This is a genomic window from Bacillus cereus group sp. N14 (assembly GCF_016483555.1).
GTDB classification, from domain to species: Bacteria; Bacillota; Bacilli; order Bacillales; family Bacillaceae_G; genus Bacillus_A; species Bacillus_A wiedmannii.
In genome coordinates this window covers 91,010-107,248 of sequence record NZ_JAEHBQ010000018.1, presented here as the reverse complement: position 1 = coordinate 107,248, position 16,239 = coordinate 91,010, and the positions used below count along the sequence as shown (strand labels likewise).

The following is a 16,239-nucleotide window of genomic DNA, read 5'->3' as shown; positions in this document are numbered from 1 at the left end:
CTCATTCTCCTTTACTTATAAAATTCATAATGGATGACACAAAGACTTCCACTCCAATCGGTAATGCATCTTCATCAATCGTAAAACGAGGATGATGATGAGGATATATAATTCCTTTCTCGTTATTTCCCGCTCCGATAAAAAAGAATGTACCTGGCGCCTTTTGTAAAAACGCTGAAAAATCTTCTCCAGCCATCGTCGGCTGTAAACGAGTAACTTGCTCTCTTCCATAAAGCTGTAATGCTGTTTGCTCAATAATCTCTGTAACTTCATAATCATTTACTACTGGTCGATATCCATATTCATAAGAAAATGTATATTTCGCCCCGTAAGATTCCGTCACATGCTTCACAATCCATTCAATCCTTTTCTCTGTTTCTTCTCGCAACTCATGTCTTAAACTCCGCACTGTCCCTTCAATCTCCGCTTGTTCTGGAATCACATTATGGGTTGTCCCAGCATGAAATTGCGTAACAGATACTACAAGGGGATCTAACGGATTCGTGAGGCGAGATACAATGTGCTGAAGTTGCGAAACAACTTGTGTACCGATTGCAATACTATCAACCGTTTCATGAGGAATTCCAGCATGTCCACCTTTTCCTTCTATCGTAATTTTAAAAACATCTGGGGCTGCCATTGCAGGACCATAAATTACACCTATTTTACCAACCTCTAACGATGCCCAAAGGTGAGCACCAATAATATAATCCACACATTCCATTACACCCGCTGCAACCATTTCCTCTGCACCACCAGGAAAGTTTTCTTCTGCATGTTGGAAGAGAAAACGAATCTCTCCTTTAATCTTCTCTCTTTTTTCTACTAACTTATGTACGACCCCAAGTAATATCGCTATATGTCCATCATGGCCACATGCATGCATCACACCTGGATATGTAGAAATAAAATCAAACTCATTTTCTTCATGAATAGGAAGAGCGTCCATGTCAGCACGAACCGCGATGGTTTTACCAGGTTGCTTACCAATTAACCTTGCCATTACACTATATTTAGTAGGTCTTGACACTTCTAAATATGGGATTTTTCGAAGTATATCGAATACAAACTTTGATGTTTTTTCTTCTTGAAAAGATAACTCTGGATACCTATGAAAATGCCTTCTCCACTCAATTAATTGATTTTTCGATAAAACCAGTTCCTTTGCAACATCCATTTCTCTTCGCCCCTTCTTCACCAAGTTAAATGTTATTATAACGTGAATTGTTAACTTTTAAAAGAATCTTCTGAATTTTCCGTTATAATAACTTAAAAATAAAAAGCCATCAAAAAGATGACTTTTTCAGTATTATAAAATAGTAATCGCTTGTTTCCCCATTTGCTCCCAAGCTTTCTCAAACTCTGCTCGCGGAACAGCAAAACGCGGATTGTTTTTAAGTGGATCATTTACATATACAAAGTTTTGATCATACCCAACTATTACTACACTATGTTCATAATATGTAATTTTCACTTCGCCAGATCTTGTATTCCATGTTTCAAAACTACTCTCGGCTAGTGGCTTAAACGTTGTATTAATAATGACCCATACTGGCGAACCGGAACTAACTACTTTATACATATCTTGCACGTCTCTACCTGTTAAATTAACTACTTTTTCAGGAGCATATTTTTCTGCTAAATTAAAAATGGGTTGATTATATACACCATATCCTGGCTCTGTCTTCGTATAAATATTTCCAACGAACCCCTCATAAGGATTTCCACGTAAACCATTTTGTTCAAATGGAACACGATGAATTTCGCTAGCAAGTTGCATCTTATCTACTTGTATACCTTTATATTGTAGCAACATAGCCAAACTTGTAACTTCACATCCACGAGGTAATTCTGGTAACTGCTTTATAAACGGAACATTTTCAATCATAGTCGCTTCTTTCATTTCAGATAGAAACTCTAAACGGAACACTTGCGCCTTTTGTATAATTTTATCTTTCCCTATAAAAAACGCAGCAGCAAATATAATTCCAAAAACAAAAAGATATTTTAACTTTTTCATTTTAAACAAAACTCCATTAATTATTATTTTACAGACATACCTCTTATCATTGTACCTTTCTTCTTACTAGTTTGCTAGAAAGATTCTATGAATTATTGTTCACACTTTCATCGTTATAAAATTCTAATTATTTTTAATAAAAAGAAAAAACAATATACTTTTCTGAATATTTTTGCTAAAATCAAAATAATTAACATAGTGAAGATATCACCTTGTTAATAAAAACATTCTTAGAGTATTTAGTCATAGTTCGCATTTTTACATACTCCACTCATTTCATAATAAATAAGCCGAGTATGTGTCACATCCCCCACTAATGATTAAAAACTCGGAATGAAAATCAATTCATACATACAAGAAAATAACGAGGTGAGGGGCATATGAATCAACAAGTAGAACACACAGATTTAAAACGAACAATGAAAAGTAGACACCTATTTATGATTGCACTTGGTGGTGTTATCGGAACTGGCCTATTTATGGGATCTGGTCAAATCGTCCATAACGCCGGTCCTGGTGGTGCTATTCTTGCATTTTTAGTCGGTGGATTTGTTATGTATTTAACGATGTTATGTCTTGGTGAATTATCAGTTGCTATGCCAGAAGCAGGTTCATTCCAAAGCTATGCAAGCAAATTTATTTCACCTGGTTTTGGATTTGTTGTCGGTTGGATGTATTGGTTAAATTGGGCTGTTACAGTTGGGGTAGAGTTAACAACTGTAAGTATTTTAATGAAACGTTGGTTTCCAGACGTTTCTTCGTGGATTTGGTGTGTTACATTTGCAGCAGCACTCTTTCTTGTAAACGCATTATCAGCAAAGGCATATGCAGAAGCAGAATTTTGGTTCGCAAGTGTAAAAGTCGCAACCATTGTTATTTTCATCGTACTCGGTGGTGCAGTTATGTTCGGTCTACTAGACTTTAATGGAAAACCAGCGCCAATGCTTCACAATTTCACTGAAAATGGCGGATTATTTCCAAATGGTGCATTAGCTGTTCTTCTTACGATGATTACAGTAAATTACTCCTTCCAAGGAACAGAATTAATCGGAATTGCTTCAGGAGAAAGTGAAAACCCTGAAAAAACAATTCCAAAAGCGATTAAAAATACCATTTGGCGAACTCTCTTCTTCTTCGTCCTAGCAATATCAGTTGTTGTAGGTTTACTCCCATGGCAAGAGGCTAATCTAGTCGAAAGTCCATTTGTACTTGTATTTGATGTAGCCGGTGTTCCATATGCAGCTGACATTATGAACTTTGTTATTATTACAGCAGTATTATCCGTAGCCAATTCTGGTCTATACGCAAATTCTCGTATGCTTTGGGCGATGGCAAAACAAGGAATGGCAAGTCCAGCTTTTACGAAGTTAACTAAAAAAGGAGTGCCACTAAACGCATTAATTTTCAGTCTAATTTTTGCAAGTTTGTCTCTATTAACAAGTATATTTGCGGCAGATACTGTCTTTTTAGTTTTAACATCTATTGCAGCTATGGCCGCTGTCGTAGTTTGGATGTCAATCGCAGCTTCACAGTTTTTCTTCCGTAGAAATTTCTTAAAAAACGGCGGGGACATTAATGATTTAAAATATCGCACACCGCTTTATCCAATCGTTCCAATCGTAGCATTCTCACTCAATTTCATTACATTTGTTAGTTTAGCTTTCATTCCAGATCAGAGAATTGCTCTTTATTGTGGTATTCCATTTATGATTTTTTGTTACATTTTATACCAATTAAAATATAAAAAAGTTGTCACATTTGAACAACAAATAAATCTAAAAAAAGAAGTAAACTAAATATACAAAATATTCAGCTATCTTCCTTATCATAAGATAGCTTTTTTCTATTTCTTGGATATCTTGGTATAACTTTATTTATCTTAAAATTTCCACAATCACGTTTTTCACTGGAAAATGGTTTACAATGTTATCAAGTTACAAATGATATTCACCTTAAAAAGTGTGCATTTGTGTCTATTTTTTAACAATATCACAAAAACTATTGCCATCTATAAATTAATAGGTTTATATTGTTTTATTGGCATAGTTTCAATCCAAGGAGAAAGGAGATTTTCAATCGTGCAACTAAAGAAAACGTTTTGGAAGCTGGCTTCGCTTCTTCCGTTATCATTACTTCTGTTCCTCGGCGGCTGTGATAAGAAACTCGCAGTATTAAATCCGCAAGGACCTGTTGCAAAAGCACAGTATGATTTAATTGTTTGGTCATTCTTGCTTATGTCATTAATTATCGCAATTGTATTCATCTTGTTTACAGTCATCTTGATTCGTTATCGTGAAAAACCAGAGAATATGGACTACGAGCCACCTGAACAACACGGTAACACATTATTAGAAATTATTTGGACGCTTGTTCCTGTTATTATCGTTATCGCATTATCGATTCCAACAGTAAAAGCAACTTATGCTTCGGAAGAGGTTCCGGCAGAGTCCAAACATATTAAACCAGTTGAGATTTATGTTACATCTGCAAACTGGAAATGGTTATTCAGTTACCCAGAGGAAAAAATTGAAACCGTTAACTATTTAAACATCCCAGCCGGTGTACCAATTCAATTCAAACTGACTTCTGTCGGTCCAATGAATGCTTTCTGGGTACCAGAACTTGGTGGTATGAAGTACACTATGGATGGCATGATTATGGATCTTTATTTACAAGCTGATAAGCCTGGTTCTTACCTAGGCCGTAGTGCGAACTTCTCTGGTGAAGGATTCACACATATGGAGTTCGAAGTTGAAGCAAAAACTAAAGAGAAATATGACAAGTGGGTTAAAGAAGTACAACAAACTGCTCCTAAACTAACAGAAGATAAGTACAACGAAATTGTTAAACCTGGTGTAGTTGGTCGTATGACATTCTCTAGTCACCACTTAAGTTATGTAGATCCAAAATCACTTGAATATTGTGATTACAACTACTACAAAAACAAAAAATAATAGCTATTATTCCAACAGATTGGAGTGAACACAGTGAAGCTTGATGAATTCTTTGTCACAGGTGACCCGATTATTTACGGTGCAGACGCTTCTATCGTTCTTGTGACATTAGCAATCATTTTCGTACTAACAAAGTATAAAAAATGGAAATGGCTTTGGGACGAATGGTTAACAACTGTTGACCATAAAAAAATTGGGGCCATGTATATTATTTCTGCGGTTATCATGTTATTCCGTGGTGGTATGGACGGTTTAATGATCCGTGCACAGTTAACATTCCCAGAAACAACTTATTTAAATGCTGAACATTATAACGGAATCTTCACAACACACGGTACAGTTATGATTCTTTTCATGGCGATGCCATTCGTTATGGGATTAATGAACCTTGTAGTACCATTACAAATTGGTGCTCGTGACGTTGCATATCCGTTCTTAAATGCTTTAAGTTTCTGGTTATTCTTTGTCGGAGCAATGTTATTCAACATCGCTTTCGTAATCGGTGGTTCTCCAGACGCTGGGTGGACTTCTTACTTCCCAATGGCAGGTACAGAGTTTACTTCTGGTGTAGGAAATAACTACTACGCAATTGCATTACAGATTTCAGGTCTCGGTACGCTAATGACCGGTATTAACTTCCTTGTTACTATCTTAAAAATGCGTACACCTGGTATGACTTTAATGAGAATGCCAATGTTTACTTGGTCAATCTTAATTACAACAGTTATCATTATTTTCGCTTTCCCAGTATTAACAGTTGCTCTTGCATTAATGACATTTGACCGTCTATTCGATGCTCACTTCTTTACGATGGCGAGCGGCGGTATGCCAATGTTATGGGCCAACCTATTCTGGGTATGGGGTCACCCTGAAGTATATATCGTTATTTTACCGGCATTCGGTATTTTCTCTGAAATCATTAGTACATTCTCACGTAAACGTCTATTCGGTTACAGTGCGATGGTATACTCAATGGTTGCAATTTCTTTACTAAGTTTCGTCGTATGGCTTCATCACTTCTTCACGATGGGTGCAGGTCCAGCGGTTAACTCATTCTTCTCGATTTCGACAATGGCGATTTCGATTCCAACCGGGGTTAAGATCTTTAACTGGTTGTTTACACTGTATAAAGGACGTATTCGTTTTACAGTTCCAATGCTTTGGTCATTGGCATTTATTCCAAACTTCGTAGTCGGTGGGGTTACAGGGGTTATGCTTGGTATGGCAGCAGCTGATTATCAGTACCATAACAGCTACTTCCTAATTGCTCACTTCCACTACGTATTAATCGCAGGTACAGTATTCGCTATGCTTGCTGGATTCACATTCTGGTATCCAAAAATGACTGGTCATATGTTAAACGAACGCCTAGGTAAATGGACATTCTGGATCTTTATGAGCGGATTCAATATCTGTTTCTTCCCAATGTACTTCTTAGGTTTAGACGGTATGACTCGTCGTATGTACACTTACTCTGAAAGTCTTGGATGGGGATGGTTAAACCAAATTGCATCTGTTGGTGCGGTAATGATGGGTATTGGTTTCCTAATTCTTTGTTACAACGTAATTTGGAGTGCTCGTCACGGTGAACGTGACACAACTGGAGATCCATGGGATGGCCGTACACTTGAATGGGCAACTCAATCTCCTGTACAACATTACAACTTCGCGAAACTTCCTGAAATCAAAGAAGCTGATGCTTTCTGGTACATGAAAAAACGCGGAGAAACAGTTACACCAGCAGCAGAAGATATCAAACCAATTCACATGCCAAGTAACTCTGGTGTGCCTATTATTGCGTCTTTATTCTTCGGTCTTGCAGGTTTCGCATTAGTATTTAGCTGGTTCTGGCTTGCAGCAATCGGTGGCGTTGGTATTTTAGCTTGCTTAATCTATCGTTCATTCGATTATGATGATGGCTACTACGTAAGTGTTGATGAAATTAAAGAAACAGAACATATAGCATGAGAGGTGAAATGATATGGCGGCTTTAGATAAAAGCTTACCTTTGGAATATCAATCCGAGCAAAGCAGATTGAATATCCTAGGATTTTGGATTTTTCTTGGGGCTGAAATTATGCTGTTCGCAACACTTTTCGCCTCTTATCTAGTACTTGCTGGTCGTACGGCAGATGGCCCAACTCCAGCGCAACTGTTTGAACTTAAAACGCTTTTAATTCAAACATTACTACTTTTAACAAGTAGTTTCACATGTGGTATCGTAATTCACGAAATGCGTAAGCACAACCAAAAAGCAATGCTTGGATGGTTCATCCTTACATTACTTTTAGGTGCAGGTTTCCTATTCTTTGAAATCGAAGAGTTCATTATGTACATCGGTGAAGGCGCAACAATTCAAACAAGTGCTTTCCTATCTGCATTCTTCGTTCTTCTTGGAACGCACGGAGCCCACGTAACAGGCGGTATCATTTGGGCAATTTGTGTTATTATCCAAATTTTAAAACGAGGTTTAACACCAGTTACAGCTCGTAAAGTATTTATTATCAGCTTATACTGGCATTTCCTTGATCTTGTTTGGGTCTTTATTTACACACTAGTTTACTTGAACGGGATGGTGGCGTAAATGGGTCAAAATAACAACCAAGCAAACGGGCATGCGCATAGCGGATTCCCTTGGTCACACGTTTTCGGATTTATTTTATCGCTTGCACTAACGTTTCTAGCGTTATACGTGGCACTTTATACAAACTTGCCACTTTCAACAATCTTAACAACTATTATCGTAATGGCTGTTGCGCAAGCGTTGTTACAATTAATTATGTTCATGCATTTAAAAGAAGGAGAAGGAAGAGTTCAAATTCTTACTATGATATACAGTTTCTTCGTTGCAACTGCAACAGTTGGTTTAACTGTATGGATCTTCTTCTCAATGTAATGTACATGAAAAAGACTGCTGAGATTCCTCAGCAGTCTTTTTTTATCCCGCATTAACGAGCAGTAACCCACTGATTAAAGTCTCACTTTATCCCCTCCCCTATCACATCCACATTACGGCATCAACAGCAGAATCATGAAAAATATACTTATTATGACAAATGTTAAGAAAACTCTTTCTTTATGAAATCGAATCCATATGCGTTGATTTTCTACCTATTATATGGCTAAATAGGTACTATATTTATTTGAAGGGAGAGAACGCAATGGAACATCATACTTCTGTTCTATCACTTATGGTTGTAGTTGCAATCGCGTTTTTCGTTCCCCTTTTGTTACAACGCTTTAAATTAAAAGCACTTCCTGTCGTTGTTGCAGAAATCATCGCAGGAATCTTTGTAGGTAAAAGTGGGTTTAATATTATTGAGCCAGATATGTGGCTTCAAGTCTTATCGACACTAGGATTTATCTTCTTAATGTTCTTAAGCGGTTTAGAAATTGATTTTTCTATCTTTAAACAAAAAGGGAAAAAGAATACGACAAACGAACCAAACACATTCCAAGCAGCAAGCATTATCTTTTTATTTATTTTCATCTTATCTTATGCCCTATCATTACTATTCGTATGGCTAGGATTCGTAGATAATGCAATGTTTATGACTTTAATTATTTCCACTATTTCTTTAGGTGTTGTTGTACCAACATTAAAAGAAAATAACTTAGGAAAAACGGCAATCGGCCAAATCATTTTATTAGTCGCTGTTATTGCAGATTTAGTTACAATGATTTTACTCGCTGTATTTGTCGGATTAAATTCCGAAAGCGGTCAAAGCATGTGGCTCCTTCTTCTTCTATTCGGCGCTGGTATTGTTATTTACTTCGTTGCAAAACGCTTTAAAAACATTCCATACTTAGATAGCTTAAAAGCTGGTAGTGTACAAATTGATACACGAGCTGTTTTTGCACTCATCTTAATATTAGTTGGGTTATCTGAATCTGTTGGAGCTGAAAATATTTTAGGTGCCTTCTTAGCAGGGGTACTTGTATCGTTATTATCACCAAATGAAGATATGGTTGAAAAACTGGATTCCATCGGATATGGTTTCTTCATTCCTATTTTCTTCGTGATGGTTGGTGTAAACTTAGAGGTTTGGTCTATTTTCAAAGAACCTTCTAGCATGCTAATGATTCCAATTTTAATTGTGGGACTCTTTATATCAAAACTGCTACCATCACTCGTTTTACGAAAATGGTACCCACGTAATATCGTACTGGGAAGTGCCATCTTATTAACATCGACACTTTCTTTAGTTATTGCAGCCGCACAAATTGGTGAAAAACTAGGGATCATCAGTCCAAGCTTATCTGCTTCCCTTATTTTAAGCGCAGTTATTACTTGTATTTTTGCACCTATATTATTTAAAAAAATGTTCCCAAAAGTAGAAACACCAAAACCAAAAGTTTCTATTATTGGCGCAAGCAGAATTACCCTTCCGTTATCACTTGATTTAAAACGAGAAGATTATGACGTAACACTATATATGATGCGTCAAAATAAAATAAATGATGAGGAAGCGAAATCGCATGACTTCCCTATCGTGAAATTAGATGACATCACAATTGCATCATTAACTGAACAAACAGCGTTTCATGCAGACCGCGTTGTTGTTGCAACAAGCGATGATGAACAAAACTTATTATTAGCAGAACATGCAAAAGAGCTAGGTGTTGAACATGTTATTGCAAGTGTAGAAGATCCACTTCTACAAGAAAAAGCAACGCAAGAACATATCGCCGTATTCTCAACAATTAACTCTACACGTATTCTATTACGTGCACTAATTGATAAACCGAGTCTCGTTCGCTTAATTACAACAGCAAACGAAACAGTCCGTGAAGTGGAACTACGGAGTAATAAATATAACGGCGTTGCACTTCGTCGCCTTCCATTTTTAGGCGATGTACTCGTCATTCAAATTTATCGTGGGAATAAAGCATTAATCCCACATGGTGATACAAGCCTACAACACGGCGATACATTACTTGTAACTGGCTCAAAAGAACACATCGATACACTAAAAAGCATATTAGAATAGAAAAATGCCCCTCACATAATTGAGGGGCATTTTTTTCCATTTTATATGGTAAAATGTTACTATCATATATTATGAGGATGGATCACATTATGTCTATTGTAACTTTAGCTCTCTTATTATTAGCGGAAGTACTCGTTGCCATTATTCTCATCGGTGTTAGCATTGAAATTTGTAGTTACGGATGGAAAAAATCAAATGGAATAAAATACTCTTGCCTCCTACTTTCACTCCTTCTCGGAACTGCTAGCATACTCGGACTTTTCGCCGCACCTGCCTATTTCTTTATACAACTAACAGAAAAAGCCTTATAGGAAAGGATGTTAATATGATTACTGTGAAAAATATTGATGGATCTAAAACTTACGTATTACGTCAAAAAATTTTACGCCCGAGTCAAACGTTAACAGATTGTAAATACTCTTCCGACTATGAAACAGATACCTTTCACTTAGGCGCATTTATAAACGATGAACTTATTAGTATCGCTTCCTTCTCAAAAGAAATATACCCTGACTTACCAGCAGATATGCATTATCGTCTACGAGGAATGGCAACATTACCTGAGTTTCGCAATAACCGTGCTGGAAGCTCATTAATTCAGAAGGCGGAACAAATCTTGCAAGAACGTCAAGCAAATATTTTATGGTGTAATGGCCGAGTTACTGTAGCTGACTATTACAAGCGCTTAGGCTTTCAGGAACATGGTGAGATATTTGAAATTGAACCGATTGGCCTTCATAAAGTACTGTATAAAAAGATATAAGAAAAGCTTTCCGCAATATGGGAAAGCTTTTCTTATATTTCAATCTTCACTTTTTATTTTTTTCATATATATGTATATAAACAAACTAGGAACTAAAAAACAAGCAAACATAATAAGCCCTGTCATACTAATTTCCTTTATCGAAATATCTGGTGTTACAATAATACAAATAGCTAAAATCCCAATAACAATACCTACTGGAATGAATAATAACTTCATAAAATAACTGCGCGATACTCCCCCTGTATGCTCATACACTTCCACTGAATTTTTCAGATTTAAAAAGTTTATAACTATTATCCCGCCCATAAATACCATTAATAAATCCGAAACACTTTCATATCCTGCACCTTGCAAAACGTAGCGATAAAAAACAATACCTAGTATGATAATATTTTGTAAGATAAAAACTAATCTAATATGTTTTAGCCCCTCAATCATTAAACGTTCATCTTTCACGATTTTCATCCCCTCACTCCTTGTCCTCCCAAAACAAATCATTCAATGTTTTATCTACCGCATAACAAATTTTTAAACATAAATCTAAAGACGGGTTGTATTTCCCCTTCTCAATTAAACTAATCGTTTGCCTTGTAACGCCTACTTTTTCTGCTAATTGTTGCTGTGTTAAATCTAACTGAACACGCGCGACTTTTATTTTACTTACAGCCATTCATGTTCCTCCTCTACTCTTAGTGTAACATATATATTCCATTAAGTAATTTATAATTTACGTAATTGATTTAAGTTTCACTTTATTATACACAAAAAAGGAGCCTCTCATAAGAAGCCCCCTCTCCTATATCTATATTATAAGAATAAATGACATCCAAATAAAATTGTAAATAAGTATAGTAACGGATGTACTTCCATCCCTTTCCCTTTCACAATTTTTAAGACTGGATACACTAAAAATCCAATCGCAATTCCATTCGCAATACTAGACGTTAACGGAATACCAACGAAAATTAAAAATGCTGGTAATGCATCTTCAAATTCATTCCAATTAATATCACGAAGACTTTGCGCCATTAAACTACCTACAATAATTAATGAAGGAGCTGTAATAGCAGCTACACTTGATAAAGAAGCAATCACAGGGCTGAAGAATGCCGTTATAATCGTTAGGCCGACTACTACAATACCTGTTAATCCTGTTTTACCACCCGCAGCAATACCCGCTGATGATTCAATCGTCGCTGCTGTTGGGCTTGTTCCAAAGATAGAACCTGTAGTCCCACCAATTGCATCTGCAATAAACGCTTTACCAAAACGTTTCTCTGTATTATCTGTAATTAAACCCGCTTGTTTAATTAAACCGAGTAATGCACCTGTTGTATCAAATAACAGTACAAGTAAAAATGAAAATACAACACCATATAATCCGTATTCAATTACATCTGAAAAGGCATTGATTGGGTTTGAAACGATAATTCCCTCTGGTAAATGAGGCATCGCAACAATTTTATCCGTAAACTTCAGTTGCCCTGTAAAGAAGGCGATAACTCCTGTCACAATCATACTAATAAATAATGCACCGCTCACACGTAATGCCATTAATACCGCCGCTAATATTAAACCAATTAAAGTTAAAATAACAGCTGGAGAATGGAAGTCACCAATCGTAACTAAGTTAGATGGATGATCAACGATAATTCCAGATAGACGTAATCCAATAAAAGCAATAAATAACCCAATTCCACCTGCAATCGCATGTTTTAAACTGTCAGGAATTGCGACAATTAGCTTTTGCCTAAATGAAGTGAAAGATAATAAAAGAAAAATAATACCTGTTACAAATACTGCTGAAAACGCAATGACATATGTAATCCCCTCTGCCTGTTGAACAACAGAATAAGCAAAATACGCATTCATTCCCATAGCTGGAGCAATAACAATTGGATAGTTAGCTAAAAATGCCATACATAGCGTCCCTACAACCGTCGCAATAATAGTTGCCGTAAAAGCTTGATCAAATGGTACACCTGCATCAGATAATATTTTCGGATTGATGACAAGAATATACGCAAATGTAAAAAAAGTTGTGATGCCAGCTAAAAGCTCTTGCTTCACGGAAGTGTTATATTTTTGTAATTGAAACATGGTTATGTACCCTTCCTACATCTGAATTATTATCACACATTCTTTTCTTACTAGTATGTGAGAAAATATAATACTTAATCTTAACAATCAATAAAAAGAAGAGTCAATATATTCACTAATAGTTCGAATTTTAAGTTTAAGTCTGACAAGTACAGATGTAGTACAGCTCGTCACGATTATTTTTGTAGCATAACAGATAAAAATGTTTTATAATTTGAAATAGTTAAATATTTAGGTAGCTCATTCTACAAGGGGGATTCTTCTTATGCAGCACACAAACAAATCTGGAACTTTAAACCGTGGTTTAAAAGAACGACACATTACTTTAATGTCACTAGGTTCAGCTATTGGCGTTGGACTATTTTTAGGATCTGCTTCTGCTATTAAGCTAGCTGGCCCTTCTATTCTACTAGGTTATATGATCGCTGGACTCGTTATTTTTTTCATTATGCGAGCACTCGGAGAAATGGCAATTGAACAACCTGTTGCCGGTTCTTTTAGTAAATATGCTTATGATTACCTTGGACCACTAGCTGGCTATATTACCGGTTGGAACTACTGGTTCCTATGGGTTGTTACTTGCATGGCTGAAATTACGGCAGCTGGCATTTACATGCAGTACTGGTTCCCAGATATCCCACGCTGGACTTGGGCTTTACTCGCTCTATTATTAATGAGTGCTTTTAACTTCTTATCCGTAAAAGTATTTGGGGAACTTGAATTTTGGTTCGCTCTCATCAAAATTGTCACAATTATCTGTATGATAATTGTTGGAGCTGGTATTATTTTATTCGGATTCGGAAACGGCGGTATCGCTACCGGCATTTCAAACCTTTGGTCACATGGTGGCTGGTTCCCAAATGGTTTTTCTGGGTTACTGCTCTCTTTACAAATGGTGTTATTCGCTTATTTAGGCGTTGAATTAATCGGTGTTACAGCGGGTGAAGCTCAAAATCCGAAAAAAACACTCGCAAAAGCAATCGATAACGTATTTTGGAGAATATTACTGTTCTACGTTGGGGCTCTATTCGTTATGATGGCAATTTATCCATGGAACGAACTCGGTGAGAAAGGAAGTCCATTTGTATTAACATTCCAGCAAATCGGTATCGCAAAAGCAGCAGGTATTATTAACTTTGTCGTATTAACAGCAGCTCTTTCTTCTTGTAATGGCGGTCTATTTAGTACAGGCCGTATGCTATTTACATTGGCACAGCAAAAGAAAGCACCTGAAAGATTCGGTCGTTTAAATAAAAACGGTATTCCGAGTCAAGGAATTGTAGCAACTGCTATCGTTTTACTCATTGGCGTTATATTAAACTATCTCGTACCTGCAAAGGTATTTACATGGCTTACTAGTATTTCAACTTTCGGGGCAATTTGGACTTGGGGGATTATATTAGTCGCTCAAATTAAATTCCGTAAAGGATTATCAACTGAGAAAAAAGACAAGCTAACGTATAAAATGCCTTTACATCCATTAAGCTCTTACTTCTCACTTGGCTTCCTTGCACTTGTACTATGTATAATGGCGTATTCAGAAGATACACGAATTGCATTAATCGTTGGCCCAATTTGGCTTATTGGCTTAGCTATCGTGTATTATATGAAAGGATTTCATAAGATTGATGAAACACCTAATTCAAAGATTAGTTAAACAAGCTATCCCTTCCTTATTAATTGGAAGGGATTTTTTATTGTCTATATAAATATTTCTCAACAAAATTCACGGTATTTTTACAATTTTTTAATATTTTTTACGTTTTCCGTCTTTATTTTTTCAGAAAAATAAATTACATTATTAAAGCACATATATTTATTATTAGGGGGATTCTTCTATGAAGAATAAAAAGTGGATTACATTTTCTTTAGCAACAGCAATTACACTTAGTATGGGGAGTTCGTTCATACCGTCTACTTATGCAGAAAGCTCTGTAGACCCAGCTCCTGAAATTGCTGCAAAGGTTGTAAATCAAAATAGCGGGAAGAAAGTATTATTCGATAATACACACGGTCAAACGGCCGGGACTGCTGACTGGGTTATTGATGGTGGCTTTTCTGATTTCGGAAACGGCATTGCCCAAAATGGATATCATGTAAAAGAACTTCGTAAATCAACACCTATTACATACGACGACTTAAAAAATTACAACGTGTTTATCGTTCCAGAGGCAAATATTCCTTACAAAAAATCTGAACAAGATGCTATGCTACAATACGTGAAAAATGGCGGTAGTATCTTCTTCATTGCTGATCATTATAATGCAGATCGTAATAAAAATCGCTGGGACTCTTCTGAAGTATTTAATGGATACAGACGCGGTGCTTGGGATAATCCTGCAAAAGGAATGTCTAGTGAGGAAGTAAATTCACAAGCTATGCAAGGAGTAGAAAGCTCTGATTGGCTATCTGACAACTTCGGTATTCGCTTCCGCTACAATGCAATCGGTGATGTTGCAGCTAAAAATATTGTGTCGCCTGAACAATCATTTGGAATTACAAAAGGTGTTTCATCTGTAGCAATGCACGCTGGTTCTACTCTAGCAATTACAAACCCAAAACTAGCAAAAGGACTTGTTTATCTTCCAGAAAATCCGTCAAAATGGAATAACGCTGTTGATAGTGGTGTTTATAACGGCGGTGGCGTTGCAGAAGGTCCATATGCTGCAATCGCAAAAGTAGGACTTGGAAAAGCTGCCTTTATCGGTGATTCTTCTCCAGTTGAAGATGCATCGCCAAAATACGTTCGTGAAGATTCTGGCCAAACAAAGAAAACTTACGATGGATATAAAGAAGAAAACGATGCTATCTTACTAGAAAATATCGTAAATTGGTTATCGAAAAAAGAGACATTTACAAGTTTAGATCAAGTTAATGGTTTACAACTTGATCTACCTACTGCTTTACAAACATTCGAACAACCAAGCTTATCAACAGAACCACAACCTGAACCTTGGAGTGCACCAAACGCGGGTTACCAATGGTTTAATACAAATACATTTAAATCTGGTTCATACGGATATAACGGCGCCGTAACAGCAAATGATTATGTGATTACACGCCCTAGCATTCTACCAAACAATGAAGTGTTCCAAATAAAGATTCAAGTAAACAACTTATTACCTAATACAACTTATAATAACTATTCTTTAGGTATCTTCTCGACTGGTGGAACACAAGTAGCAAAAGTCCAAAATACAAACGGCACTTGGCCATCTACTTTCGGATATAGTAGCGCCTTCTCATTCACAACAAACAGCTTTGGTTCTGCTGAAAAAATTGTGAACGTACAACTTGATTCAAATACAACTGGACAAGCAACACTTCGTCTACGCCAAAATACAACAGCGAAATATAGTGAGGCTGTAACGATTAATAAGAAATGATGAAAAAGGCAATCCGCATGCG

At 36.5% G+C, this 16,239-nt stretch carries 15 protein-coding genes; 10 read left to right on the top strand and 5 right to left on the bottom strand.

The window, feature by feature from the left end; translation table 11 throughout:
• Position 1: 1 nt before the first annotated feature.
• Complete coding sequence (locus tag JDS82_RS22035) at positions 2-1,177, bottom strand: amidohydrolase (protein WP_098057593.1); 1,176 nt, start codon at positions 1,175-1,177, stop codon at positions 2-4.
• Positions 1,178-1,309: 132 nt separating this feature from the next.
• On the bottom strand, positions 1,310-2,020 hold the full coding sequence (locus tag JDS82_RS22030; RefSeq protein WP_098057594.1) for a C39 family peptidase: 711 nt from the start codon (positions 2,018-2,020) through the stop codon (positions 1,310-1,312).
• Positions 2,021-2,400: 380 nt separating this feature from the next.
• Here JDS82_RS22030 and JDS82_RS22025 point away from each other — a divergent pair, with 380 nt between their 5' ends.
• From JDS82_RS22025 to JDS82_RS21990, 8 genes are all read left to right on the top strand, one after another.
• Positions 2,401-3,816, top strand: a complete 1,416-nt coding sequence (locus tag JDS82_RS22025) for an amino acid permease (RefSeq protein WP_046953778.1) — start codon at positions 2,401-2,403, stop codon at positions 3,814-3,816.
• Between the two features lie 282 nt (positions 3,817-4,098).
• Entirely contained in the window at positions 4,099-4,974 is an 876-nt protein-coding gene (locus JDS82_RS22020) for a cytochrome aa3 quinol oxidase subunit II (protein ID WP_046957295.1), read from the top strand.
• A 33-nt stretch (positions 4,975-5,007) separates the two neighbouring features.
• A complete protein-coding gene (gene qoxB, locus JDS82_RS22015) occupies positions 5,008-6,942 on the top strand; it encodes a cytochrome aa3 quinol oxidase subunit I (RefSeq protein WP_000762383.1) in 1,935 nt (644 codons plus the stop codon).
• 13 nt (positions 6,943-6,955) lie between these two features.
• Positions 6,956-7,558 carry a cytochrome aa3 quinol oxidase subunit III gene (gene qoxC, locus JDS82_RS22010; protein WP_000729313.1) on the top strand — a complete coding sequence of 201 codons (603 nt, stop codon included), beginning with the start codon at positions 6,956-6,958 and terminating at the stop codon, positions 7,556-7,558.
• The gene (gene qoxD, locus JDS82_RS22005) at positions 7,559-7,870 is read left to right on the top strand and encodes a cytochrome aa3 quinol oxidase subunit IV (RefSeq protein ID WP_000531382.1); all 312 of its coding nucleotides are present in this window, start codon (positions 7,559-7,561) and stop codon (positions 7,868-7,870) included. It begins immediately after the preceding gene.
• A 265-nt stretch (positions 7,871-8,135) separates the two neighbouring features.
• Positions 8,136-9,965: a monovalent cation:proton antiporter family protein gene (locus JDS82_RS22000; protein WP_000399985.1), complete on the top strand. Its 1,830-nt coding sequence runs from the start codon at positions 8,136-8,138 to the stop codon at positions 9,963-9,965.
• A gap of 53 nt (positions 9,966-10,018) precedes the next feature.
• Positions 10,019-10,276 carry a DUF4022 family protein gene (locus JDS82_RS21995; protein WP_071743379.1) on the top strand — a complete coding sequence of 86 codons (258 nt, stop codon included), beginning with the start codon at positions 10,019-10,021 and terminating at the stop codon, positions 10,274-10,276.
• Between the two features lie 14 nt (positions 10,277-10,290).
• On the top strand, positions 10,291-10,728 hold the full coding sequence (locus tag JDS82_RS21990) for a GNAT family N-acetyltransferase (protein WP_199713953.1): 438 nt from the start codon (positions 10,291-10,293) through the stop codon (positions 10,726-10,728).
• 39 nt (positions 10,729-10,767) lie between these two features.
• Here the strand turns inward: JDS82_RS21990 and JDS82_RS21985 are convergent, their stop codons facing one another.
• From JDS82_RS21985 to JDS82_RS21975, 3 genes are all read right to left on the bottom strand, one after another.
• On the bottom strand, positions 10,768-11,196 hold the full coding sequence (locus JDS82_RS21985) for a hypothetical protein (protein WP_000706642.1): 429 nt from the start codon (positions 11,194-11,196) through the stop codon (positions 10,768-10,770).
• A 4-nt stretch (positions 11,197-11,200) separates the two neighbouring features.
• On the bottom strand, positions 11,201-11,401 hold the full coding sequence (locus JDS82_RS21980) for a helix-turn-helix transcriptional regulator (protein WP_000301180.1): 201 nt from the start codon (positions 11,399-11,401) through the stop codon (positions 11,201-11,203).
• A gap of 137 nt (positions 11,402-11,538) precedes the next feature.
• Entirely contained in the window at positions 11,539-12,831 is a 1,293-nt protein-coding gene (locus JDS82_RS21975) for an NCS2 family permease (protein ID WP_000487208.1), read from the bottom strand.
• A 265-nt stretch (positions 12,832-13,096) separates the two neighbouring features.
• Between JDS82_RS21975 and JDS82_RS21970 the strand changes: the two genes are divergently transcribed.
• Positions 13,097-14,488 (top strand): amino acid permease, encoded by a 1,392-nt coding sequence (locus tag JDS82_RS21970; protein ID WP_001164902.1) that lies wholly within the window; start codon positions 13,097-13,099, stop codon positions 14,486-14,488.
• A gap of 181 nt (positions 14,489-14,669) precedes the next feature.
• On the top strand, positions 14,670-16,217 hold the full coding sequence (locus JDS82_RS21965) for a DNA-binding protein (RefSeq protein WP_199713952.1): 1,548 nt from the start codon (positions 14,670-14,672) through the stop codon (positions 16,215-16,217).
• Positions 16,218-16,239 lie beyond the last annotated feature (22 nt).